The organism is Glycomyces sp. NPDC049804, assembly GCF_040674615.1.
Classification (GTDB): domain Bacteria; phylum Actinomycetota; class Actinomycetes; order Mycobacteriales; family Micromonosporaceae; genus Glycomyces; species Glycomyces niveus.
Genome location: NZ_JBFAMQ010000005.1, coordinates 425139 through 449089, shown reverse-complemented (window position 1 = coordinate 449089; position 23951 = coordinate 425139). Strand labels below are relative to the sequence as shown.

Genomic DNA, 23951 nt, shown 5'->3' with positions numbered 1-23951 from the left:
TGAACGCCTGCCGCGCCCGCGCCAACGACAGCTCGGCCTCGGCCGCGCCCTCGGTGTAGTCGAACGCCGCGCGCGGCGTGCGGCGCTTCGCGATGGCGCGCAGGTCCTCGATCGTCAGCGCCGCCCGCAGGCGCCGCCGCTTCGCGTTGAAGTCGGGCTTCTTGAACTTCACCAAGGGCAGCAGGTCCTTGGGGCGGGGAAATTGTCGCTGAGTCATACCGGCTCTTTGAATCGTTTCATTCTCTATATCGAGCAGAGCCTATCCCACCCGCCGCTCCCGCGCCAGACCCCGCCTCCGGCGTCGAGAAGACGCCGGAGGCGGGGACGGATCAGCCGTTCCGCAGCCAGACGGTGGTCTCGCCCGGCAGCTCGCCGTCGACCGGCCCGCTGGCGAGCAGCACCTCACCGGCCGGCAGCGGCACCGGGGCCGCGCCGAAGTTCGCCACGGCCTCCCAGCCGTTGGCGCGGCGCAGGTGCAGCACCTGCGGCTCCGACTCGACCCAGGTGAGCGACTCGTCGGTCTGCAGCTCCCGGCGCAGCGCCAGCGCGTCCCGGTACAGGTTCAGCGTCGAGCCCGGGTCGTCCGATTGCGCCTCGACCGAGATCTCGCCGAACCACTCCGGTTGCGGCAGATGGGCTTTCGCGGGACCGAAGCCGTACGACTCGCCGGCCGCGCTCCACGGGATCGGTACGCGGCAGCCGTCGCGGCCCACGTCCACGCCCGGGCTGCGGAAGAACGTCGGGTCCTGCCGCGCCGCGTCGGGGATGTCCGCGACCTCGCCCAGGCCGAGCTCTTCGCCCTGGTAGAGGTACGCGCTGCCCGGCATCGCGAGCATGAGCAGCGTCGCGGCCCGCGCCCGGCGCAGCCCGGCCTCGGCGTCCACCACCGGGTCGGCGCCGCCCGAGAGCAGCCACGCGCGGTTGTAGTGCCGCGGCCGGTCCCCGTTGGGCGGCAACCCGTACCGGGTCGCGTGGCGCACCACGTCGTGGTTGGAGAACACCCAGGTGGTCGAGGAGCCGGAGGCCGCGGCCTGCTCGAGGTTCTCGACGATGATCTTGCGGTAGGCGTCGGCGTCGAAGTCCGCTTCGAGCAGGTCGAAGTTGAACGCCTGGCCCAGCCCTTCGGCGCTGGCGTAGCGGGCGCGGCGCGCGGGCGGGTCGACCCAGGCTTCGGCGACGGCGATGCGCGGCGGGTCGTACTCGTTGAAGACCTCGCGCCATCCGGCGTAGATCTCGTGCACTTCGTCACGGTCCCACAGCAGGTGGGTGCCGGTGGCCCGGTCCATCGCCTGGAGCTGGGCCTCGCTCGGCAGGTCGTCGGGCAGGTCCTTGGCGAGGGCGTGCGCGACGTCGACGCGGAAGCCGTCCACGCCCCGGTCCGACCAGAACCGCAGGGTCTGGAGGAAGTCGGCGCGCACCTCCTCGTTGTGCCAGTTGAAGTCCGGCTGCTCGGGTGCGAACAGGTGGAGGTACCACTGGCCGTCGCCCACCGGGTCCCAGGCCGGGCCGCCGAACATGCACTTCCAGTCGGCGGGCGGCAGCTCGCCGTGCGGGCCGAGCCCGTCGCGGAAGACGTACCGGTCGCGTTCGGGCGAGCCCTTCGGCGCGGCCAGCGCCTCCTTGAACCACTCGTGCTGGTCGGAGGAGTGGTTGGGGACGATGTCGACGATGAGCTTGATGCCCGCCGCGTGGAGGGCCGCGACCATCGCGTCGAAGTCGGCGAGGGTGCCCAGGCGCGGGTCGACGTTGCGGTAGTCGGCGACGTCGTAGCCGCCGTCGGCCAGCTCGGACGGGTAGAACGGGCTGAGCCACACGGCGTCGACCCCGAGCCTCGCGAGGTAGTCGACGCGGGAGGTGATGCCGGGGAGGTCGCCGATGCCGTCGCCGTTCGCGTCGGCGAAGCTGCGCGGGTAGATCTGGTAGACGGTGGCCTGACGCCACCAGTCGGCGTCGATGCGCGTGCCCGGGGTGGTTCCGGTCGCGCCGGTCAGCAGCTCGGTCATTGAGCGTGAGCCTTTCAGGGATTGATAGGGTGATTAAATCTAGGTGTTAAATCAACTCCGTCCGCCATACTGGTACACGGGAAGGCGAGGTGTCAAGAGGCGTGGCCGACTTTGATGACAGGACCGGGTTCTCGCAGAAGCGAGCGAACGCGGCAGCCGTGCTCGACTACGCCTGGGACCAGGGGGCCTTCACCGCGAGCGACGCCATCGAGGCGACCGGCCTGACCCGTTCCACCGTGATCGCGCTGGCCGACGACCTCGTGGAGCGCGGATGGTTCTGCGAGCTGCCGAACGCGCGCGCCGCGGGGGAGTACCGCAAGGGCCGCCCCGCCCGCCGGTACGAGCTGCGGTCGAGCGCGGGCGTGGTCGTCGGCGTCGACGCCGGTCAGCACTGCGTCACCGCCGCGGTCGCGGACCTGCGCGGCCGGGAACTCGCCCGCGCCCACACCGACGTCGACGAGGACAGCGCCGAGCAGCGCCTCGCCGTCGCGGACACCGTGATCGCGAAGGCCCTCAGCGAGGCGGGCGCGCTCGAGCAGTCGGTACTCTGCGTCGCCGTCGGCGTGCCCGCCCCCACCGACCTCGACGGGGTCTCTCCCGAAGGGGAGCAGGGGTTCTGGTCCCGCATGAACCCCGGTTTCGCCGCCCACCTGCGGGAGCGCGGCGACGCGCACGGCTGGCTCATCGAGGTCGAGAACGACGCCAACCTGGCCGCGATCGCCGAAGGCGCGCTCGGCGCGGGCGCCGGGGCCTCCTCGTACATCACCCTCATGACCGGCGAGCGGTTCGGCGCGGGCTACGTCGTGGACGGCCACCTCGTGCGCGGCACGCGGGGCGCCGCAGGCGAACTGCGGCTCCTGTCCCTCGTCGAAGGGGTCGGCTCGACCCACGGCATCGCGGCCCTGCTGCGGGCCTGGGCGCTCGAAGTCCGCGACTCAGGCGCCGCGGACGCCGCCAGCGCGCTCATGACGACCCCGAAGGCGGACCTCGGCGCTCCCGTCGTCTTCCGCGCCGCGGAAGCGGGCGACCCGGCCGCGCTGGCGCTCCTCGACCGCATGGCCGAGCGGCTCGCGCGGATCTGTGCGGTGCTCGGCGGCCTGCTCGACGTCGAGCGCATCGTCTTCTCCGGTGCGGTGGCCGACTCGGTCGGCCTGCTTGTGCCGCGCACGGCCGCCCGCCTCGACGAGCTGACCCACCCGCCCGCGCCCGAGCTGATCGCCTCTACGCTGCACGGCGGCGTGGTCAGCACCGGCGCGGTCGTTCGGGCGCTGCAGATCGTGCGGGCGAACGCGATCGCGCTCGACCCTGTCGCACCTTCATTGGAATAAAGCATTCCGTTCTGATATGCTCGACTCGCACCCGTTCCCGAGGACGAAAGCGAGCGCGCCATGAGCACCCGACCCGAACCGATCCCCGAGGGCTACGGCACCGTCACGCCCTGGATCATCACGAGCGACACCGCCCGCGTCATCGCCTTTATCGAAGCCGCCTTCGACGGCGAGGAGCTCGGCCGCGTCGAGCAGCCGCCCGGGAAGATCGGCCACGCCGAGGTCCGCATCGGCACCTCGATCGTGATGCTCTTCGACACCCCGTTCAAAGTGGACACGCCTGCGATGCTGCGGCTCTACGTCGAAGACGCCCAGGCCACCCTCGACCGCGCCGTGGAAGCCGGCGCGACCGTCGTGACCCCGCTGACCGACGTCCAGGCCTGGGGCGACCGCGTCGCCCGCCTCCGCGACCCGCTCGGCAACCTCTGGTGGCTGCAAGAGCGCGTCGAGGCCCCCTCTCCCGAGGAGGCCATGCGCCGCATGGGCGAACCGCAGTACCTCAAGGCCATGGAGCAGACCCAGGTCATGGACGCCCCCGGCCTCGCCTGACCGCGAAGGCCCCGGGACCGGAGGACCCGCTCCGGACCCGGGGCCTTCACTCACTCCGCACGAATGTCGTCTACATAGACCGTTCCCGAAACGGTCGCCCCGCCATAGCCCAGGTACAGGTTGAACGCCGACACCTCCGCCAGGTGCGCGGCGTCCAGCAGCTCGCCCGCGTGGCCGGTGTCCCAAGGCGCGGGCCGGAAGTCGGTGAACGGCGCCGCCACCTCCGCGCCCGCGGTGTCCGACAGGCCCGTGTTGTACTCGAAGTACGCGCCCTTCGCCACCACCTGGATCGTCATCCCGTTCGACGAGCCGTCGCCCTTGAGCCACAGCTTCAACGCGCTGAACGCCGTCCAGTCGGGACCGACGGACTTCCCGATGCCCGTGTACCCCGCGCTCGCGAAGTCGTACGAGTACGCCAGACCGTAAGCGCCCGAAGCCTTGTGCTCCGCAGAGAGCTCGGTGGCGTTGCCGTTGACGTGGCTGTACGCCTCGCTCAGCGTCAGGTCGTCCCCCGCGTACCCCTCGAAGTCGTCGATCCAGCCCGCCGGGAGCGGCTCGACCTCGCCGAGGAACACCAGCGCCGAGCCGGTGTAGGTCGTCGCGCCCGCCTTGGCGCTCACCGACACCGTCACCGTCCGGTTGTCCAGCCAGGACGGATCGATCGCCCACTTGCCCGAGTAGAACCCCGCCGAGTCCCGCGTCAGCGCCACCGGCGCGCCTCCGTCGACGGCGAAGGTCGCCCTCCGCGTGGTCGCCGAGGTCAGGCGCATCCGGACCGTCGTCTCGGTCGTCGTGACGCGCTGGCGGTCGGTCGGGGTCACCAGGTGCAGGAACGGCGCGCTCGGCACCGCGTGCACCCGCCCGTCGAACACGCCCTCGAGGTCGGAGGCGAACAGCGAGTACGGGTCGTCGTAGAACGCCGCGAAGTCCGGCTCCAGCGCGTGCCCCGGGAACGGCACGTACGCCCGGTTGGTACCGCCGAAGTTCGCCCAGGTGAGCATGTGCGACACCCGGCTCGCCTGCGGGTCGTCCTTGAGCGCGCCCAAGAGGTCGGTGAACCAGTTCAGGTTCCGCCCCTCGGCCCCGGACTCGCCGAACTCGGTGAACGCCGGCACCTTGCCGCGCTCGTCGGCCAGGCCCACGATCATCGCGAGGTCCTTCACGGTGCCCGCCAGCCACTCCGGGCTGCCCGCCGAGTTGTCGTAGGCGTCGTAGCCGAGGACGTCCACGAACTCGTCGCCCGGGTACGTCTTCATGTAGCCGGTCGAGTCGCCCCCGAAGCTCGAGTTCGGCGAGTACGAGTACAGCAGGTTGTGCACCTTCTTGGTGTCCCGCAGGTACTCCACGGTGTACCGGAAGATCTCGATGAACTCCGCGGAGGTGCAGTGCCCGGCGCCCCACCAGAACCAGCCGCCCGTGTTCTCGTGGAACGGCCGGAACACGACGGGGATCGGCGTCCCGTCAGACCGCTTGGCGCCCTTCACGGCCGCCGCGATCCGGTCCAGGAACCCGTTGAAGTCGGCGTGCTTCGCGCCGCCGGGCAGGATCTGGCCGACGACCCGGCCCGCCGTGTCCCAGAAGTCCCCGCCCGTGACGAAGTTGTACATGTGCGCGCTGAGCACGTTGATCCCGCCGAGCGCGTCGGACTTCTCGAAGGCCCAGCTCATGGCCTCGATGTTCTGCTCGACGGTCCCGCCGTAGACGCCCGGCTTCTGGAACCCGTCGAGGATCAGGGTGTCCCAGCCGAACACGGCCGGGTAGTCGCCGGTGGCGGCCTCGACGTCGGAGGTCGTCTCGGTGTACGTGTCGAAGGTGAACCCGTCGGTGAGGGTGTGCTCGTGGCCGAACAGGATGCCCTGGCCCTGCTGGTCGAGCATGTACTGGAACAACGCGCGCGTCTCGGGGGTCGCGCAGTCGTCGACGAGCTTCACGCGGCTGGCGCGGGCCGTCTCGGCGCCGGCGGAGAGCGGCACGGCGGCGGCCGCCGCAGCGGCGGCGCCCAAGGTGATGACAGCGCGGCGGGGCGCGCGGAACGCGGGAAGAGCCACTTGCGTCTCCTTTGGAACGAAGGGCCGGCCCTCCGGTGAGGGGTGGATCCGGTATGCGGGCTTGACCTGGGGTTTCAAGGCGCTGAATCGGCTAAGCCGACCACAGGATATTCATAGTGTTTCATCGATGTCAACGGCTCTGACGCTCCTGAATCGGTTGAGGAACGGCCTTGGTCCCGCACTGTCCGGGACATTGACGGACGGCTATGCGCCCTGCTGCCAGCGCCGCGATCGCCTAGGCTTGTCGGACATTGACCGCCCCCGGACCCCGAGGTGCAGCCGTGGAACCCGGAACGCTGATCGCCGACCGCTACCGACTCGACGCCTCGATCGCCTCCGGAGGCATGGGCACCGTGTGACGCGGCTACGGCACCCGCCTCAAACGGGCCGTCGCCGTCAAGATCCTCAAGTCCGGCTTCGAGCGCGACGAGAACGCCCGCGCCCGCTTCGAGCACGAAGCCCACGCCGTGGCCTCCTTGCGCCACAACGGTATCGCCGCCCTCCACGACTACGGCGAGACTGAGGACGAGCAGGGCGCGGTCCTCTCCTACCTCGTGATGGAGCTGATCGAGGGCCGGTCGCTCACACAGGTCCTGCTCGGCGGTCCGCTCGAACCGGCCGAGGCGATGCGCGTGTGCGCCCAGGTCGCCGCGGCCCTGCAGGCGGCCCACGACGCCGGGATCATCCACCGGGACGTCAAGCCCGCCAACATCATCATCGACGAGCGCGGCCGCGCCGTCCTGGTCGACTTCGGCATCGCCCTCTCTACCGGGCGCGCCTCGATCACCGAGTCGGGCCTCCTCCTCGGCACGCTCTGCTACGCCTCGCCCGAACAGCTCGAAGGCCACGAGCTCACCCGGCCACCGACGCGTACTCGCTCGGAGCGGTCGCCTACGAATGCCTCGCCGGGACGCCGCCGTTCACCGGCGAGACCGCCGGGGCCATCATCAACGGGCACCTGCACCAGCCCCCGCCCCAGTTTTCCGAGACCGTGCCGCCCGCGCCCGCCGCCGTCGTCTTCCAGGCCCTCGCCAAGGACCCCGAGAACCGCTGGCCCTCGGCGGCCGCGTTCGCCGCGACCGCCGAGCACGCCGCCGCGAACCCCGCAGCGCCGCATGCCGCCCCGGCGCTCGCCCCGGCCCCGCGGCCGAGCCGGTCACCGCCGCGACCCCCTTTCCGGCCCCCGTGCTGCCGCCCCGCCGCCCGAAACGCAAGCGGCTCACGGTCATCCTGCCGACCGCCGCCGTCGCGATCGTGGCGGCCGCCGCCGCATTCATGCTCTCGCCCTGGCTCAGCGAAGCGGGCGACGCCGATGGCGGCGACCGCGGCACGCTCGCCGCGCAGGACTCCTCCGCCGAGACCGAGTCCGCGCCGGCCGTCGCGGGCACCACGACCCCCGCACCGTCCGCATCGGACACCACGAGCGCGGCCGCGACCGAATCCGAAGCCGACCAACCGGTCGGAGACGCGGACGGCGACGACGCGGCGACCACGGGCGGCGCCGCCGGAGACGACCGCGGCGAGCCCACCGGCGGCACCACCACCGAGGAAGGCGGCATGGTCGACGGCAGCCCGCCGAACCTCCCCGACGTGCGCGGCGAGTGGTACACCGACGCGAAGGACCGGCTCGTCTCGGAGGGCTGGGAGCACGTCTCCCTCGTGCCCGACCGCGACGACCCGGACAACGGCCAGACCGAATGCAGCGTCCTCGCCCAGGACCCCGACCCCGGCTCCCCGACCGACTACGACACCCCGATCGCCTTGACCTACCTCGAGTTCGCCGACGGCGACTGCTAGGGCCGGTCGAACGGGAATCGGTGACCCGCGAACAGCGCGGTGTCGCCGCTGCCGCCGCGCTGGCGGAGGGCGTAGGCGATGAGGGCGTGGTCGAGGATGTGGAGGCGGCTGCCCTCGGCCTCGCCGTCCGGTGAGAGCCGGTCGATCACCCAGTCCATGGCGGACTGCCCGCCATAGCGCGGCCGGGGCTCGAACACGAGGTCGGCCGCCCCGATCTCGCCGAGGACGTTCACGAGGTACCCGAAGGGGTAGGGCCGGTTGACCCGGTCCTCGTCGGTGCGGTCGAGGTCGGGGTAGGAGTCGGCGACGCGTTCGAGCATCGCGTGCGGGACGAGGTCCATCCGCCCGGTGAGCATGGCGGTCTGGATCAGGTACGGGTAGGCGATGCCGGTGAGGAAGAAGTTCTCGCCCGGATCGAGGTGCCGCCACGTGCCCACAAGGGACTCGAGGTACCGGTCGAGGGACGGCACCTGCGAGCGCAGTCGGCCGAGGTTGCTCAGCGCCATCAGGTAGTACAGGCCCATGTGGGTGCGTTCGGCCGGGTCGAGCGCGGCCATGAGGTCCCGGGCCTGCGCGAGGCGGTCGCGCCCGCGCAGCAGGTGGTCGGGCCGTCCGACCACGGCCACGGCGTTGAGCATGGTCAGCAGCGGGTAGACCTTCCCGAACGCGGCGCTCAGCGGCTGCGGGAAGGCCGGCGGCATCCCGATCTCGTCGTCGCGGTCGAGGTAGTCGAGGACCTCGCCGATCGCATCGCGGCCGCCGGCGGTGAGGCGGTCGCCGTGTCCGATGAGCGCGGTGACGGCGATGAGCATGGACCCGCCCCGGCCGCGGAAGAACGGGGAGGGGACGCGGTCGATGAGCCCCAGCGCCTCGCCGATGTGGTCGCGGTCTTCGACGAGTCGCGCCTGGAGTCCGAGCTGGCCCTGGGCGAGGAAGACCGCGGTGTAGGCCGAGAGGCGTTCGTAGTCGCCGTGCCGGCCCTGGTTCTCGTCCTTGATCTGGTCGGGGGCGACGGCGTCGACCAGGGCGAGGGTCTCGGCGGGGATGTCGGCGTCCCCGCCGGTGAGGAGCGCGGGATCGAGGCCGAGCTTCGCCCAGGCGTCCATGAGGATGCACCCGGCCATGATGCGCCAGTAGGGGTTCGGCACGGCGCGCGCGGCCTCCATGATGGGGCCGAGGGCGCGCGCGGCGCGCTGGTCGGACAGGCCGGGCCGGGCGAAGTTGAGGACGAGTTCGGCGAGGTGGCCGGAGAAGCGGGTGTACGCGTTGCCGGGCACCGTCTTCGCGAGCCGGTCGAAGGCGCCTCTGATGCGGGAGGCGGCGAGCGGGTCGTAGCGGACGGGGTGCTGGCCGAGTCCGATGCCGCGGACCATGCGGCTCCACGGGGTGGCGATGACGCGGGTCTCGGCGGGGAGGCCGTCGAGGGAGGCGGGTACGGCGATGGAGGGAGTGGCCATCGAGGCGTGTCCTTTCGGGAGGGTGGAGGGCGCCGGGCGCGGCATGGGCCGCGCCCGGCGGGGCGGCTCATCGGGGGACGGGGATTCCCAGGAACTCGGTGCGGGTGCCTTCGAGCATCTCGGCGGCCCAGTTGAGCCACTTGACGCCTTCGCAGTAGATGGCGACGGGGCGGCGCTGGACGAGCGGCGTGTCGGTGAGGGTGCCGTCGAGCTCGGCCTGGAAGTGGAACGGCGGCATGGCGGTGAAGTGGGTGCCCATCATGAATACGAACCGCACCAGCCAGTCCGGGTCGTCGGCGAGGAACGGGGAGTCCGGTTCGTCGAGCCCGAGCGCGGCGGTCATGACGGACGCGAAGTGGTCTTCCATGCCCTGCGGCCGTTCGGGGGTGACCGGCGCCCCGGTGACGGCGACGTCCCGCACCCGGTAGGCCCGCTGGAACGGGTTGCCGGGGGTGAAGGACACGTCGATGCGCGGCTCGCGCCCCGGCCCGGTGTCCACGGAGAGCTTGAAGTGCTCGAAGTGGATCTCGTCGTAGTGGCCGATGGAGTTGTGCCAGGGCTTGTTGTCGTACATCGGGTCGTCGCGGGTGTCGGCGCCGCTGCTCTCGAAGCCGATGGCGCGCGGGTCGAGGAACCTGATGCCGAGCGACGCGTCGGTGGCGGCCGCGAGCGCCGCGTCGATGCGGTGCGCGGGCGCGCCGGTCTCGATGAGCCGCTGCGCGGCTTCGAGGGCGGCGGTGTCGGTCAGTTTGACGTTCTCGGTGTTGGTGTCGCCCATGACGAGCGCGTGGTAACGCGGTTCGAGGCGGGCCTGGTGCTCGGGGTGCGCCCGGAACCAGGCGAGGAGCGCCCCGGCGTTGCGGTAGGGCCGGCCGTCGATCCAGATCCGGTCGGGGCCGAGCAGGTCGGGCCCGAACGTGCGCGGCGCGGTCCTGGCGCTCAGGGCGAGCCGGTCCTCGATCTTCTTGAAATAGGAGGCCTCGAGGGTCCCTCCCGGCGAGGGGACCCGCCCGAAGGAGTGGACGTCGCGGTGCAGGGTCCGCACGAGGTGCTCGTAGATCCGGGCCACGACCGCCGGATCGGGGACGCGGCGCTCGATGTACCGGCTGACCTCCTCGCCGGGGACGTAGCTCATCTCGTAGATCACCTCAGCGCAGGAGCCGCCGCTGAGCGCGGGGATGGACCGCTCGGTGACCGCGTACACCTCCGGGAAGCGCCGCAGGACCGGCCCCGGCAGGGCCTGCAGGAACTCGGCCTGCTTGCGGGCCTTGGCGAACGGCGGCAGCATGACGCCTTCGCCCGCCGGGTCCCAGGAAGCGGTCACGAGCGCTTCGCTGAGGACCTTCCGGACGGTCACGTCCGTCTCGCCCGGCTTGGACAGGAAGATCGTCATCGATTCGCTGCCGCCGCGGCCGAATCCGGTGATCCGCTCGCCGGCGTGGACGTAGGCGTTGATGGTGCTGGAGAGGATGCGGCGGTGCTGGGCCTGGCGCAGCACCAGGCCCTGCTCCGCGGTGAGCGTCCCGGTGGCCCGGTCCTCGGCGGCGTCGAGCGCGGGGTTGAGGCCCCGCTGCCACACCTCCTGCGGGTCGCTGAGGTTGACGATCTCGACCCGGTACCGGCCGCCCCGGACGTCGTCGGGGTCGAGCCGGGAGCCGAGCGCGATCACCTCGGCGTCGCCGCTGAGGTGGATGGTGCGGATCGGTTCGTCGAGCGCGCCTTCGAGGAAGATCGCCCGGGCGGCGGCCGCGAGGTCCTTCTTGGACTGGAGGGGGACGCCGTCGGGGCCGATCACGGGCAGCTCGGCGTCGCGCATCGCGCCCATGAGGCGCTCCAGCGCGAAGCGGGTGCCGCTGCCGCGCAGGACGGCCGCGTACAGCTCGACGACGTCGGGCGGGGTGACCGCGTTGGAGGCGGCGAGCGCGACGAGCCAGCCGAGCGGGTCGCCGCCGATCAGGTACGTGTCGCTCTGCTGGAGGACGGCGGGCCGGTAGAGCCGCAGCAGTTGGAAGACCGCGTACTGGCAGGCGATGCGGTCGGCGGCCTCCGCCTCGCCCTCGGCGGGGTCGGTGAGCCGCTCCATGAGCCGTTCGTGCACCAGCGCGGCGAGTGGCTGGGTCGCGGTCAGCTGGTCGGTCTGGCGGCGCAGCGACTCGGGGTCGGCGTCGGGCATCCGGTCGAAGTGGGCGACGAGGACTTCGGGCCGGGCGGCGGCCACGGCGCGGGCGCTGAAAGCGCCCGATCCGTCGACGATCCGCAGCTCGGTGTAGGCGCGGCCGAGTTCGTCGTCGGCACCGGTGAGCCGCTTCTTGGTGCGGGCCTGGAGGACCAGCTCGCCCCTGGCCGGCTCCACATGCGCCCGGTGGACGACGGTGTGCCGGAAGGCCTCGAGGAACCGGTGGTAGGCGGTGGAGCCGCCCGGCCGGTCGCGCAGCAGCTCGCGGGCGGAGAGCCGGCCGATGAGCCGGCGGGTGTAGCGCTCGCAGAGCCCGTTCTCGGCGAAGGACCGGAACGTGGTGCGCAGCAGGTCGTAGTGGCGCACGCCGAGGTCGTCCCCGGCCGGGTGGAGTCGCCGCAGCTCGCGGACGAGCGCGCCGGCGGTGTCGAAGGCGTCGAGCAGGGCCGCGGTCTCGGTGCCGGTGTACGCGGCGACCGGCGTGGAGACGTGGTTGTCCTCCAGCAGCTGCACCGACTTCCCGCCCGGACCGAGTTCGAGCACCAGGTCGGGGTGGAGCCGTTCGATCGAGGCGACGGTGCGCTGGGAGTCCATGACCCGGTCGGCGATCGAGAGGACGGCTTCGCGCACCTCCGCTGCGGTGGTGAGCAGGTGCTGGTCGCCGCCGTGGTTGGCGATGATCGCGGTGTGCGGCTTCGCGAAGGCGATGCCGTGCGTGTCCATGAAGGACTCGAGGCCGGTGCGCAGCGCGCGCATCCGCGAGGCGTGGGCCAGGAATGTGGTGGGCGCCTTGAGCTCGGTGGCCTCGACGCCGGGGAGCTGCCCCACGACCCAGTCGAAGTCGGACTTGCGCTCGCCGCGCACGTAGAGGTTGACCTGCACGGGGGAGTACCGCTTGTGGACCTCGACGTCCTCGCGCCGGAAGTTCCGGCCGAGCCGCTCCAGTGCGACGGCGAGGCGGTCGGGCCGTCCGGAGAGGCCGACCACGTGGAAGGGCTCGGGCACGAGCGGTGCGCGCACCGGGAGGTGGGCGGCCATGAGCCGCGACAGCGGCTCGTCCCGGTCGACGCCTTCGGCCGCGGTCAGGGACATCGGCGTGAAGGCGTGGGCGATGGCGACGCCGTCGCCGACCGACAGCGCCCCTCCGGCCACGGCCGCGGTGAGCATCCCGAAGCTCTCGCCGGTGTACGCCCTGAAGATGAGGGGCGTCCCGCGCCTGGCCGCGGCCTCCCTGAGGTGCGCCTCCAGCGCGAGGCTGTGGACGAGGAGCGCGGCGCCGATGAACCCCTGCCGGGCGAGGCGCCCGGCGGGGAGGTTGGCGGCCTCGGTCAGGACGCGGTGGGGGCGTCCCGGCACGTCGAGCGCGAAGGCGGCCTCCCGGTAGATGCGGGTGACCTCGGGGGCGCCGGATTCGAGCAGCGCGCTGCCGAGGTCCTGGAATGCGGACCGGCTGCCGAGACCGGGGAAGAAACCGACCAGTCGGGCCTGCTGGGCCTGGGTCAAGTGGTCGATGAACGGCGGGCGCGATACGGTGGGTGCGCCTTTGTCGAATGGTGTCGATTGCGCGTTCTCGGAATTGGCGGCGGCGTCGATATAAGACGCGAAATCCCATTGTGAGGTTGCGGCCGGAGTGGTTGCAGCGTCGCTTGTAGACACAGTGACGTCCTTCCCACGAGGGTGGAGTTTTGGTGGGATTGCAGGGTGGGGGTAGGATACGGCGTCGTATTCCAGTGCGACGGCGATGATCGCCTTTGTCCATGATGCCGTCATGGTGTTCCCGGCGCTGCCCCGGAAGCGGGGACGGGGGCAGGCGCGCCACGCGTCATGGTGGCGGGGGATGCAATCCAGAGTAGGCATTCGGATGCACTGAGACAAGATCGAAAGGTGAAAGTGATTCAGATCACATACAATTTTCGAATGCTTGTGTAAAATGATCTTGAACCACCACTGTGGATGAACGAGGGCACGCTGGAGCCGCCCGTGCCGGAACGCCGGCGCAGGCGGCTCGCGCGCTGTCGACTACACGGTGGAGGCGGCCGGCTCGGGCTCCGCCGCGTGCGGGACGGCCGTGCGGCCCCGCTGCGCCAGTGTCCCGGCGACCAGGACCAGGAAGCCGACCGCGATGACGATCGAGCCGACCCACAGCGGGGACGTGAACCCGAACCCGGCGCCGATGGCGAGGCCGCCCAGCCAGGCGCCCATCGCGTTGCCGATGTTGAAGGCCGCGATGTTCGCCCCGGCCGCCATCGTCGGTGCGCTCGAGGCGTACTGCATGATGCGCACCTGGAGGCCGGGTGCCGTCGCCAGGCCGATGGTGCCCATGAGCACCAGCGAGACCAGCGTGAGGATCTGGTTCTCGGCGGTCAGCGCGAAGAGCGCGAGCACGGCGGCCAGCACGGCCATGATCGCGATGAGCGAGCCGTTGAGGGACCGGTCGGCGGCCTTGCCGCCGGCCCAGTTGCCGATGAACGTGCCGACCCCGAAGAGCACCAGCAGCCACGGCACCATCGACGAGGCGAAGCCGCTGACCTCGGTGAGCGTGAACGCGATGTAGGTGAAGGCGCCGACGACGCCGCCGAAGGCCAGCACGCCCACCGCGATCGAGACCCACACCTGCGGTTCGCGGAACGCCCGCATCTCGCTGCGCAGATCGGTCTTGGCGCCGCCGGCGCTGGTGTGCACGAGGAGTTGGATGCCGATCAGGGCGATGACCCCGATGATGCTGATGGCCCAGAACGTGGAGCGCCAGCCGAGCTGCTGGCCGAGGAAGGTCCCGAGCGGGACGCCGATGACGGTGGCGACGGTGAGGCCGCCGAACATGACGGCGATGGCGCTGCCCTGCTTGTTCTCGGCGACCATGCTGGTGGCGACGACGGCGCCGACGCTGAAGAAGGCGCCGTGGCACAGGGCGGCGACGATGCGGCCCAGCATGAGGATCTCGTAGGAGGTCGCGACGGCGGAGATCAGGTTGCCGGCGATGAACAGGACCATGAGCGAGAGCAGGAGCTTCTTGCGGTCGAAGCGCACGATGGCCGCGGTGAGCGCGAGCGCGCCGATCGCGACGGTGAGCGCGTAGCCCGACACCAGGTAGCCGGCGACGGGCTCGGAGACGCGGAAATCGGCGGCGATCTCGGGCAGGAGGCCCACGATGCCGAACTCCGTGAGTCCGATGCCGAAGCCCCCCAAAGCGAGGGCGATGAGTCCTATGGGCATGGAACCCTCCAGGTTGGAATGCGTGACGAAGCGGTCGTTCGCCAATACTTGCACGCGCGGGCTATTGGCGGGAAGTGGCAATCGCGATGTGCAAGTAATGCGTTGACCTGGTGCTCCATTCGACACCGCATACGAGACAGGGCCGTGACCAGTTGGTTTCCTGGAGGCGTCACCGTGCGTGTTCGCCTGGCCCCCTTGACCCTGGGACTGGCAGTCCTACCTTCGCGGGGCGGGCCGGGAACGGCAGCGCCCGCCCGGGGACCGGGCGGGCGCTGCGGATTCTCGAATGTCGTCGTGCCTCAGGTGGATCGCTCATCGGGGTCGGCGCCGAGTCCGGCGGCGGTGGTGGTGAGGTGCTGCGCGAGGAGCGCCGCCGCGCCGTCGGCGTCGCGGGCCAGCGCGAGCGCTTCGAGCCGCCGGTGCTCGCCGGCGTGGTCGCGATGGGGCGTCCGGCGAACGGACCAGCGCCGGGCCAGCTCGCTCGCCGTCCACATGCGGTCGAAGGTCTCGAGCAGGAACGGGTTCCCGCAGGCGTCCAGGAGGGTCCGGTGGAACTGCCGGTGCGCCTCGGACCACGCGTCGGAGAAGTGCTCGCCGCCGTCCTCGTAGACCGGGGTGCCCGCGAGGCGGTGGTGGGCGGCCTTGACGCGGGCCTCCCAGTCGAGGTCGCCCCGATCGATCGCCATGCGCAGGAGCACGGGTTCGACGGTGCGGCGGGCCTCGGCGATCTGCTGCCAGCGCGCGTCGGAGTGCGCGGGGACGGCGAATCCGCGGTTGGGGAGGCGGTCGGCGAGCCCTTCGCCCACGGCCCGCAGCAGCGCCTCTCTGGCGACGGCGAGGCTCACGCGGTGCCGGTCGGCGAGCTCCTGGGGTTTGAGCGCTGCTCCGGGGCGGTGGCCGCCGGCGAGGATGGCGGCTTTGAGCTCGGTGTACACGCGCTCGGAGAGCATCTGCTTCGCGGTCGCCGCGGCGGCGTCGCCGGGCACGTGGTGCTTGAGGGCCATGCCCCCAGGATAGATCATGCCTTGAATAATCGATTATCTTTGCTACGCTCGATCCTGATCGACTTCATCGATCGAGACGGCACACCGCGAACTCCATCGAAAGGAATATCGATGAGCGGCAACGACCCGTTCGCCCGCCTCCCCGAGGCGAGCGCCTTCACACTCACCAGCAAGACCGTCGCCGACGGCGGCGCGCTGCCGAAACCGCAGTACTCGGGGGCCTTCGGAGTCCCCGGCGGCGAGGACCTCTCGCCGCACCTGGCCTGGGAGGGCGCTCCCGAAGGCACGAAGAGCTTCGCCGTCACCGTCTACGACCCGGACGCCCCGACCCACTCCGGCTTCTGGCACTGGGCGGTCGCCGACATCCCGGCGTCCGTGACCGAGCTGCCTGAAGGCGCCGGGGACGAGGCGGGCTCGGGCCTGCCCCAAGGCGCGTTCCAGCTCCCGAACGACGCCCGCGCCGCCCGCTACATCGGCGCGGCCCCGCCCGCCGGGCACGGCGAGCACCGCTACTTCATCACGGTGTGGGCGCTCGCCACGGAGTCGATCGGCGTCCCTGCCGACGCGACCCCGGCCTTCCTGGGGTTCAACATGTCCGGCCACACGCTCGGCCGCGCGACGATCGTCGCCACCGGGGAGACGCCCGCCTAGCGCCGGCGCTTCCCGCTCGGGGACCGACGAGCGAGCCTCGACCGAGGCTCGCTCGTTTCGCTTGCCCGGACCGGCGAACGCGCGTGGGCGATGCCGCGCCCAGCAGCTGGGACGGCACGTCCCGGATCACTGGATCGGCGGACTCCGCGACCGGCCCGCGGCCGCTGTGTCAGGCTTCGGATGGGCGGGTACGACCGCTCGAGTGATCCGGACTGTGGAGGCAGGCAACATGAGCGTCGTCGTCATCGGAAGCGCGAACCTCGACCTCGTCTACGAGGTCGAGCGCATCCCCGCGCCGGGTGAGACGGTGCTCTCGCGCGGCCTCGCCTCCTTCCCCGGCGGCAAGGGCAACAACCAGGCCATCGCCGCCGCCCGCGCCGGAGCCGAGACCCGCTTCATTGCCGCGCTCGGCCGCGATGAGGCGGCGGACGCGCTGGCCGCGCAGGCCCGGGACGCGGGCATCACGCTGCTCGACCGCCGGGTGGACGCCCCGACCGGCACCGCCGTGATCTTCGTGGACCGCAAGGGCGAGAACTCGATCGTGGTGAACTCGGGCGCGAACGCCGCGCTCGTCGACCTCACCGAGGCCGAGCTCGCCGAGATCGCGGCCGCTGACGTCATGGTCGTGCAGCTGGAGACGCCGCTGGAGACGGTCACCGCCGCGATCCGCGCGGCGCGGGCCGCCGAGACGACCGTGGTCCTCAACGCCGCGCCGAGCGGCGCCTTCCCCGTGGAGCTGCTGGCGGAGGTCGACATCCTCATCGTCAACGAGCACGAGGCCGCCGAGCTCGCGGGCGAGCCCGCCGGGACCGGCGAGCGCTCGCTCATGTCGGTCCTCACCTCGCACGGCTGCGACGTGGTCATCACCCTCGGCTCGGATGGGGCCTTCGTCGGCGGCCACGGCACCGAGCCGGTGAAGGTCCCGGCGTTCCCGGTCGAGGTCAAGGACACCACGGGCGCGGGCGACGTGTTCGTGGGCGCGTTCGCGGCCTCGCTCGACCACACGGCCGACCAGCGCTCGCTGGTCGACGCCACCGAGTTCGCGACCGCCGCCTCGGCGATCGCGGTGCAGCGCAAGGGCGCCGGTCCCTCCATTCCGCACCTGGACGAGGTCCGGAGCCTCCTCGACTTCTGACCCCTCGCTCGACGAACGGCTCTGCACGCACGGTGCGGGGCCGTTCGCTTCGCGTCCGGTTCCTCCGGGAAGGCGGGGAAGGGGATGCAAATTCCTTTTGCGTCCGAGCAACCTCCCCGTCCTCCGCAGCGGTCTATATCAGCGAACGACGGACACCCGAAAAGCCTTGGGGCGCAACGGGTAAGCCGCTGATCGATGCTGCCCGCCGCCTGCGCGGGCACAGACCTAGAAGGGAACTGCGCATGCGCAACCGCATTGCTGTGATCCTGTCGGCGCTCATCGCGTCGGTGGGCATCGCCTTGATGATCGGCTCGCCCGCCGCCGCTTCGGAATCCGACCGAGCGGTCGACGTGGACTGGTCGGACCGGTACTACAAGGAGTGCCTGGACTTCGCGAAGGTCTCCGGCTGCGTGCAGGGCTACGGCGACGTGCTGTGGCTCAAGGACGACAGCGCCGACGGGTACGCCGTCTCGCTCTCCTGGCGCGACACCGGCAGCACCCGCTCGGGCACCTGCCTGAACACCCTGGGCGAGGCCAAGGGCTGGACCGCGTGCGACAAGAACTTCGAAGACGGCAGCAAGATCCAGTGGCAGCTCGGATGGAACGGTCCGAACGGCTGGTCGCACAGCGGCTGGTACGAGACCTGGGTGTAGGTCTCGCGACCGGTGGCCGGCCCCGGTCAGGGGTGTAGGACCGGGTGCCGGCCGACGAAGGCCCTGTGCGATCCGCACAGGGCCTTCCCCTTTCGGGCGACGGTCGCCCGACCGCGCGGCGCGATGGCGACCCGGTCGACGTCCGGCGCCCCAGCGCTCGGGTTATTCCTCAAGAACCCTGGGAGTTCGGCCCTGGGATCGCAGGTAGGCCGTACCGATTCTTGATAACGATTTCAATCCATGACTTGAAATCGATTTCAGATTTAGGCTAGGGTTCCACCTGAAAAGCGACACCGCGGCCGCCCCCGGCCGCACCGTCGACCGACCGGCGAAGGGGAATCGTGGCCGATCAGTTCTCTTGGGGCAGTGACCGTCTCGAGCTCGGATTCGAGTGGGGCGACGACGCGCCCGTACACCTGGCGAGCGTCACCCGCGACGGTGTCGCCCATCCGGTGCACGCCGCGCCCCTCGTCGAGATCACGACCGCCGCCCACGGGAACACTCCGGCGGCCGACCGGATCGCGCACACCGCGCTCGGCGAGACCCTGCGGTACGTCTCCCACTCCGAGGCCCGCACCGCGAACGGCCGCCTGCTCACGATCTGGCAGGCCGCCGAGGGCGTCGAGGCGAGCATCGCGATCGAGATCCTCGACGGCGCCGACCGGGCCGTGCGCTCGCGCGTCTCGGTCGTCCCCGCCGGAGACCGCCCGCTCGTGCTCCGATCCGTCGCCTCCTGGTCTTCGGGGTTCACCCGCCCCGGCACGGTCGACGACGACAACCTCGCGGGCTGGCACCGGATCAACGGCGTGAGCGACTGGTTCGGCGAAGGCCGCTGGACCCGCGCCGCCCTGCGCGGCATCGACTTCCCGCGCCTGTCCACCCAGCTCGCCCACAGCACCCACGACCCGCGCGGCTACTGGACCGCCACCTCCGACGGCACCTGGTCCACCGGCCGCCACCTCCCCGTCGCCGGCCTCGAGCACGCGGACCTCGCCGTCGCCTGGCAGATCGAGCACAACGGCCCCTGGCGCTGGGAGCTCGGCGAAGACCTCAAGGGCGCGTACTTCACCCTCTCCGGTCCCACCGATGTGGACTCGGCCTGGACCCGGGTCGTGCGCCCCGGCGAGTCCTTCACCAGCGTGCCGGCCACCGTCGCCTTCGGCGGCGACTTCACCGGGGCCGTAGCCGCGCTCACCGACTTCCGCCGATCCGCGCGCCGCCCGCACCCCGACAACGCGGCGATGCCCGTGGTCTTCAACGACTACATGAACACCCTCCTCGGCGACCCCACCACCGAGAAGCTGCTCCCGCTCATCAAGGCCGCGAGCGAGGTCGGCGCGGAGATCTTCTGCATCGACGCCGGCTGGTATGACGACGGCGGCGACTGGTGGCCCAGCGTGGGGGAGTGGCAGCCCTCGACCACCCGCTTCCCCGGCGGCCTCGGCGAGGTCATCGACGCCATCCGCGACGCCGGCATGGTGCCCGGACTGTGGCTCGAACCCGAGGTCATCGGCGTCCGCAGCCCCATGGCCGAGCGGCTCCCCGACGAGGCCTTCCTGCAGCGTCACGGCCAGCGCATCACCGAGCACCACCGCTACCACCTCGACCTGCGCCACCCGGCCGCCGTCGCGCACCTCGACGGCGTCGTGGACCGGCTGGTGAACGACTTCGGCGTGGGCTTCTTCAAGTTCGACTACAACGTCAACCCCGGTCCCGGCACCGACTTGGACGCCGACAGCGTGGGCGACGGCCTCCTCCGGCACAACCGGGCCCATCTCGCCTGGCTCGACGGCGTGCTCGACCGCCACCCCGGCCTCGTCATCGAGAACTGCTCCTCGGGCGCGATGCGCATGGACTTCGCGGTCCTCTCCCGCCTCGCCATGCAGTCCACTTCGGACCAGCAGGAGTTCGCGAAGTACCCGCCGATCGCCGCCGCCGCGCCGATCTCGCTCCTGCCCGAGCAGGCCGCCAGCTGGGCCTACCCCCAACCCGAGATGAACGCCGAGGAAGTGGCGTTCTGCCTCGTCACCGGCCTCCTCGGCCGCTTCTACGTCTCCGGCTTCCTCAACCGCATGACCGAGGACCAGCGCGCCGCCGTCGCGACGGCCGTCGCCACCGCCAAGACCCTCCGGGGCGAGATCGCCTCCGGCCACCCGTACTGGCCCGCCGGGCTCCCCGAATGGACCGAGCCCTGGGTCGCCCTCGGCCTGCGCGGCGACGACGACCTCGTCTCCGTCTGGCGCCGAGGCGGACCCGCGACGACCGAGCTGCGCTTCCCGCACCTCGCCGGACGCGACCTCACCGTCACCACCGTCTTCCCCCGCGACCTCCCCGAATGGAAGACCGCCTGGGACAAGGCGACCGGCACCCTGTCCGTGCACGCGGGCGACGCGCCGACCGCCGCCCGCACCCTGCGACTGACCACTGTGCCCTAAGCCGTGCGGCGGTGATCCAGTGCAAGGCGCGCGCCGCGCCGGGAGGTTCGCTGCGCGGGCGGCCGTCGGCGCTCGCCGAGCGCGGGTCCGCATCTCCGGAACTGGCATCGCATCTTCGCCTATATCATCCTGATGAGCCTGCCGCCGCTGATCACGTTCGTGGTCGCCGGCGCAGGATCCTCTCAGGCATCACGAGCGGTGCGGTCGAGTAGTGGGGAGAACCGTGGGCAAGGAGGGCAAGAACCCGACGATCTCGGACGTCGCCGAACTGGCGGGCGTCTCGGTCCCGACGGTCTCCCGCGTGCTCACCGGTGCCGCCAAGGTCAGCGCCGCCAAGCGCGAGCAGGTCGAGGCCGCGATCGCCGAGCTCAACTTCCGGCCCAGCGCCGCCGCCCGCGTGCTCGTCTCCCGCAAGTCCCGCACGATCGCGGTCATCGCGGGCAACACCTCCCGCTACGGGTACGCCGAGACGATCCGCGGCATCGAGATCGCCGCGCGCGCCGAGGGGTACACGGTCATGATCACGGTCGTCGAGAGCGCCGACGAGGACGAGGTCAACCGCGCGGTCGAAGCGGTCGAGATGCAGACCCTCGCCGGAGTCGTGGTCCTCAAGTTCGACCCGCCCGGCGTCGCGGCCCTCAACCGGCTCGGCACCGGCCGGCCCCTCGTCGCCCTCTCGGGCACCCGCGAAGCCGGTGTGCCCCAAGCGGTCCTCGACGAGGCCGCCGCAGCGGAAGAGCTCACCGCCTACCTCCTCGGCCTCGGCCACCGCACCGTCCACCACGTCCGCGTCCCGCCCTCGCGCCGCGTCGACGGCCGCACCACCGGCTGGAAGCGCGCGCTGCGCAAGGCGAACGCCCCGGTCCCGCCCGTCCTCGACGCCACCTGGGAGCCCCTCAGCGGCGTCCCCATCGGCCGCGTCCTCGCCGCCGACCCCGAGGTCACGGCCGTCTTCTGCGGCAACGACGAGATCGCCATGGGGGTCATGCGCGGCATCACCGAAGCGGGCCGCCGCGTCCCCGAGGACATCTCGGTCGTCGGCTTCGACGACCACCCCCTCGCCGAACTCTGGTCCCCGCCGCTGACCACAGTGGAACAGGACTTCGCCGGCCTCGGCCAGCGCGGCTTCGCGCTCCTCCTCGAATCCATGAACGACGAGAACGCCCGCCGCTACTCCTCCGAACGCCCCCGCATAGCCTTCCGGGCCAGCGCCGCCCCGCCCCGGATCCGCTGAAGGCGAAAACCGTTTTGGCGCGGTGAGAGGATCGAGCCATGGTCGACGACTCGCTGAAAGCGCACGCCCGATCGCTCTGGCAGACCCTCGCCGGTGCGCCCGTGACCTTCCCGTCGGGCCCAGGAGTGCGAGTGGTCGCCTCCCCTGGATCCCAGATGTGCCCTCCCTCGTGGACCGGGATCGTCGTACTGGGCGACTCGGCGATCGCCACCGTCCCGACCGAGGATGCGGTCGTGCCCGTACAGAACGCGCTCAGTCGGATCGCGACCGAGTCCCTGTCGCAGCCCGCGGATCTGCAGTCGGTGCTGCCGGTCGAATCGGTGCTGGGGCCGGCGACGCTGGCCTACGTCTCTCGGTCCTCGTTCGTCCCCGCCCCGCCGGGCGTCGTCGAGTCGGTGCCGCACGACCACCCGGAACTGCGAGCCCTCCTGGACGCGGTGCGCCCGGACGACGCGGACGAGAGCGGGATCGGCGAGATCGATTCTCCGGCGTTCGTCGTGCGCGAGGCGGGGACGATCACGGCGGCGGCGGGCTACCGGACGTGGCCTGCCGCGACCGCGCATCTCTGCGTGCTGACCGCCGAGGAGTCGCGCGGCCTCGGCCTGGCGAAGCGGGTCGCCGCCGCCGCGGTGGACCATGCGCTCGCCGCTCGCCTGCTGCCGCAATGGAGAGCCCGGCCGGCGGCCTCTCGGCGGGTCGCGCGGGCATTGGGCTTCTGCGAGATGGGAACCCAATTGAGCGTCGAGCTGGACTCCGCTCGCCTCGCCGATCTGACCCGTCGCTGACCAGCACCGGTGGGCGGCCGCGCGCAGATGGGCCTGCCGCGGTCGCGGGATCGAGGCGAGACTGAAGACCATGCGGCCGGCGTCGCAGTGCTAGGCTGGGCCGCGTTGCCCTGCCTGAGGACGATTGGAGGCGGTATCAGTGGATCTTTCTTCTGCCATGCGTTTCCGCGCCATCAGGAGGACGAACGCCGCCTGAGCGGAGACGACACCTCGTTTCCCCCCAAGGTAGGTACCTCCGTTGTCCAACGGGACCAAGACGGCCGCTCGGCCGCCGGTCAAGCTCGACCGTTCTTTCTGGAAGCTCTTCACCGCCTCCGCCATCGCCACATGCGCCGACGGCATCAGCAAGGTCTCACTGCCCCTGCTCGCCGTGTCGCTGACCGGCGATCCGGTGCTCATCTCCGGCCTCACCGCGTTCGCGTTCCTGCCCTGGCTGGTGTTCGGCCTGCCCGGCGGGGCGCTGGCCGACCGGTTGGACCGCAAGCGCGCCATGTCGGCGGTCAACCTGATGCGGGCCGCACTGCTCGGCGTGCTCGTGCTCCTCGTCGTCCTCGGCACGGGGAGCATCCTGGTGCTGTACGCCGCGGCGTTCGCGCTCGGCCTGTGCCAGGTGGTCTACGACTCCGCGGCGCGCGCGATCCTGCCGCAGATCGTCGAACGCCGCGGCCTCGACCGGGCCAACAGCTGGCTGACGGTCGAGGAGACCGCCGGGCAGAGCTTCATCGGGCCACCGGTCGGGGCGGCGCTCTTCGGCTGGTTCCGGGCCCTGCCGTTCATCGGCAGCGCGATCGGCTTCGTGCTCGCCGCCCTCCTCGTCCTGGCCGTGCCCGGCCGGTTCAAGACCGAGCGCACCGAGCCCACCAGCTTGCGGGCGGAGATCCGCGAAGGGCTGCAATGGCTGTGGCGGCACCCGTTCATGCGGGAACTGACGATCCTCAGTGGACTCATTGCTGCGTTCCTGTCCATGGCCACCTCCCTGAACGTGCTCTACGCGGTGGGCACGCTGCACCTCAGCCCTTCGATGTACGGCGTCCTGTTCATCGCCACCGGGGTCGGCGGACTCGCCGGGGCCGCCGTCGTCGGGCCGCTGAGCGCCCGTCTCGGGCGGCCGCTGACGATCATCGCCGCCTCCTTGATCGCACCGGTGATGTGCGTGCTCCTCGGCGTCTTCACCGAGCTCTGGGTCGCGGGCGTGTGCTTCTTCGGCTTGGCGAGAGGGGTGACCATGTGGAACGTGCTCACGATGTCGCTGCGGCAGGCGCTGATCCCCGCCCCGCTCCTCGGGCGGGTGCTCGGCGCCCACCGCGTGGCGCTGTGGGGCGGTATTCCCTTGGGCGCCTTGGCCGGAGGAGCGCTGGCCGAACTCACCAGCGTGCCGACGGCGTTCATGGCGTCGGGCCTCGCCCAGGTGGCGATCGTGATCCTGATCTGCCGTATGGCGATCCGGCACCGGCGGCTGATCGCGGAGTCGTACGAGTCCTGA

16 protein-coding genes and 2 pseudogenes are annotated in these 23951 nt (G+C 71.4%); 11 read left to right on the top strand and 7 right to left on the bottom strand.

The window, feature by feature from the left end:
* Both AB0K52_RS11160 and AB0K52_RS11155 read right to left on the bottom strand, forming a co-directional pair.
* Nucleotides 1–217, bottom strand: a pseudogene (locus AB0K52_RS11160) (alpha-hydroxy-acid oxidizing enzyme); the annotation flags it as partial.
* A gap of 112 nt (nucleotides 218–329) precedes the next feature.
* Nucleotides 330–2003, bottom strand: coding sequence for a glycoside hydrolase family 13 protein (locus AB0K52_RS11155; RefSeq protein ID WP_363529516.1), 1674 nt, complete (start codon nucleotides 2001–2003; stop codon nucleotides 330–332).
* A 101-nt stretch (nucleotides 2004–2104) separates the two neighbouring features.
* Here AB0K52_RS11155 and AB0K52_RS11150 point away from each other — a divergent pair, with 101 nt between their 5' ends.
* Together AB0K52_RS11150 and AB0K52_RS11145 are read left to right on the top strand one after the other, a co-directional pair.
* Complete coding sequence (locus AB0K52_RS11150; protein WP_363529513.1) at nucleotides 2105–3331, top strand: ROK family protein; 1227 nt, start codon at nucleotides 2105–2107, stop codon at nucleotides 3329–3331.
* A 60-nt stretch (nucleotides 3332–3391) separates the two neighbouring features.
* Complete coding sequence (locus tag AB0K52_RS11145; RefSeq protein WP_363529510.1) at nucleotides 3392–3880, top strand: VOC family protein; 489 nt, start codon at nucleotides 3392–3394, stop codon at nucleotides 3878–3880.
* A gap of 50 nt (nucleotides 3881–3930) precedes the next feature.
* Here AB0K52_RS11145 and AB0K52_RS11140 read toward each other — a convergent pair whose 3' ends face one another.
* Complete coding sequence (locus AB0K52_RS11140) at nucleotides 3931–5928, bottom strand: glycosyl hydrolase (protein ID WP_363529507.1); 1998 nt, start codon at nucleotides 5926–5928, stop codon at nucleotides 3931–3933.
* A gap of 401 nt (nucleotides 5929–6329) precedes the next feature.
* Between AB0K52_RS11140 and AB0K52_RS11135 the strand changes: the two are divergent.
* Nucleotides 6330–6725, top strand: a pseudogene (locus AB0K52_RS11135) (protein kinase); the annotation flags it as partial.
* A 388-nt stretch (nucleotides 6726–7113) separates the two neighbouring features.
* Nucleotides 7114–7725, top strand: a complete 612-nt coding sequence (locus tag AB0K52_RS11130) for a PASTA domain-containing protein (protein WP_363529504.1) — start codon at nucleotides 7114–7116, stop codon at nucleotides 7723–7725.
* Here the strand turns inward: AB0K52_RS11130 and AB0K52_RS11125 are convergent.
* From AB0K52_RS11125 to AB0K52_RS11110, 4 genes are all read right to left on the bottom strand, one after another.
* On the bottom strand, nucleotides 7722–9182 hold the full coding sequence (locus AB0K52_RS11125; protein WP_363529501.1) for a hypothetical protein: 1461 nt from the start codon (nucleotides 9180–9182) through the stop codon (nucleotides 7722–7724). The genes AB0K52_RS11130 and AB0K52_RS11125 overlap by 4 nt on opposite strands.
* A gap of 67 nt (nucleotides 9183–9249) precedes the next feature.
* On the bottom strand, nucleotides 9250–12861 hold the full coding sequence (locus tag AB0K52_RS11120) for an ACP S-malonyltransferase (protein WP_363529498.1): 3612 nt from the start codon (nucleotides 12859–12861) through the stop codon (nucleotides 9250–9252).
* Between the two features lie 516 nt (nucleotides 12862–13377).
* Nucleotides 13378–14571 carry an MFS transporter gene (locus tag AB0K52_RS11115; RefSeq protein WP_363529495.1) on the bottom strand — a complete coding sequence of 398 codons (1194 nt, stop codon included), beginning with the start codon at nucleotides 14569–14571 and terminating at the stop codon, nucleotides 13378–13380.
* Nucleotides 14572–14870: 299 nt separating this feature from the next.
* A complete protein-coding gene (locus tag AB0K52_RS11110; RefSeq protein ID WP_363529560.1) occupies nucleotides 14871–15575 on the bottom strand; it encodes a GntR family transcriptional regulator in 705 nt (234 codons plus the stop codon).
* A 111-nt stretch (nucleotides 15576–15686) separates the two neighbouring features.
* Between AB0K52_RS11110 and AB0K52_RS11105 the strand changes: the two genes are divergently transcribed.
* From AB0K52_RS11105 to AB0K52_RS11075, 7 genes are all read left to right on the top strand, one after another.
* Nucleotides 15687–16226, top strand: coding sequence for a YbhB/YbcL family Raf kinase inhibitor-like protein (locus AB0K52_RS11105; RefSeq protein WP_363529492.1), 540 nt, complete (start codon nucleotides 15687–15689; stop codon nucleotides 16224–16226).
* A 229-nt stretch (nucleotides 16227–16455) separates the two neighbouring features.
* The gene (locus AB0K52_RS11100; RefSeq protein ID WP_363529489.1) at nucleotides 16456–17361 is read left to right on the top strand and encodes a ribokinase; all 906 of its coding nucleotides are present in this window, start codon (nucleotides 16456–16458) and stop codon (nucleotides 17359–17361) included.
* Between the two features lie 242 nt (nucleotides 17362–17603).
* Nucleotides 17604–18014: a hypothetical protein gene (locus AB0K52_RS11095; RefSeq protein WP_363529486.1), complete on the top strand. Its 411-nt coding sequence runs from the start codon at nucleotides 17604–17606 to the stop codon at nucleotides 18012–18014.
* Between the two features lie 341 nt (nucleotides 18015–18355).
* Entirely contained in the window at nucleotides 18356–20449 is a 2094-nt protein-coding gene (locus AB0K52_RS11090) for a glycoside hydrolase family 36 protein (RefSeq protein WP_363529483.1), read from the top strand.
* Between the two features lie 211 nt (nucleotides 20450–20660).
* Nucleotides 20661–21683, top strand: a complete 1023-nt coding sequence (locus AB0K52_RS11085; protein ID WP_363529480.1) for a LacI family DNA-binding transcriptional regulator — start codon at nucleotides 20661–20663, stop codon at nucleotides 21681–21683.
* A gap of 38 nt (nucleotides 21684–21721) precedes the next feature.
* Nucleotides 21722–22468, top strand: coding sequence for a GNAT family N-acetyltransferase (locus AB0K52_RS11080; protein WP_363529477.1), 747 nt, complete (start codon nucleotides 21722–21724; stop codon nucleotides 22466–22468).
* 238 nt (nucleotides 22469–22706) lie between these two features.
* Nucleotides 22707–23951 (top strand): MFS transporter, encoded by a 1245-nt coding sequence (locus AB0K52_RS11075; RefSeq protein WP_363529474.1) that lies wholly within the window; start codon nucleotides 22707–22709, stop codon nucleotides 23949–23951.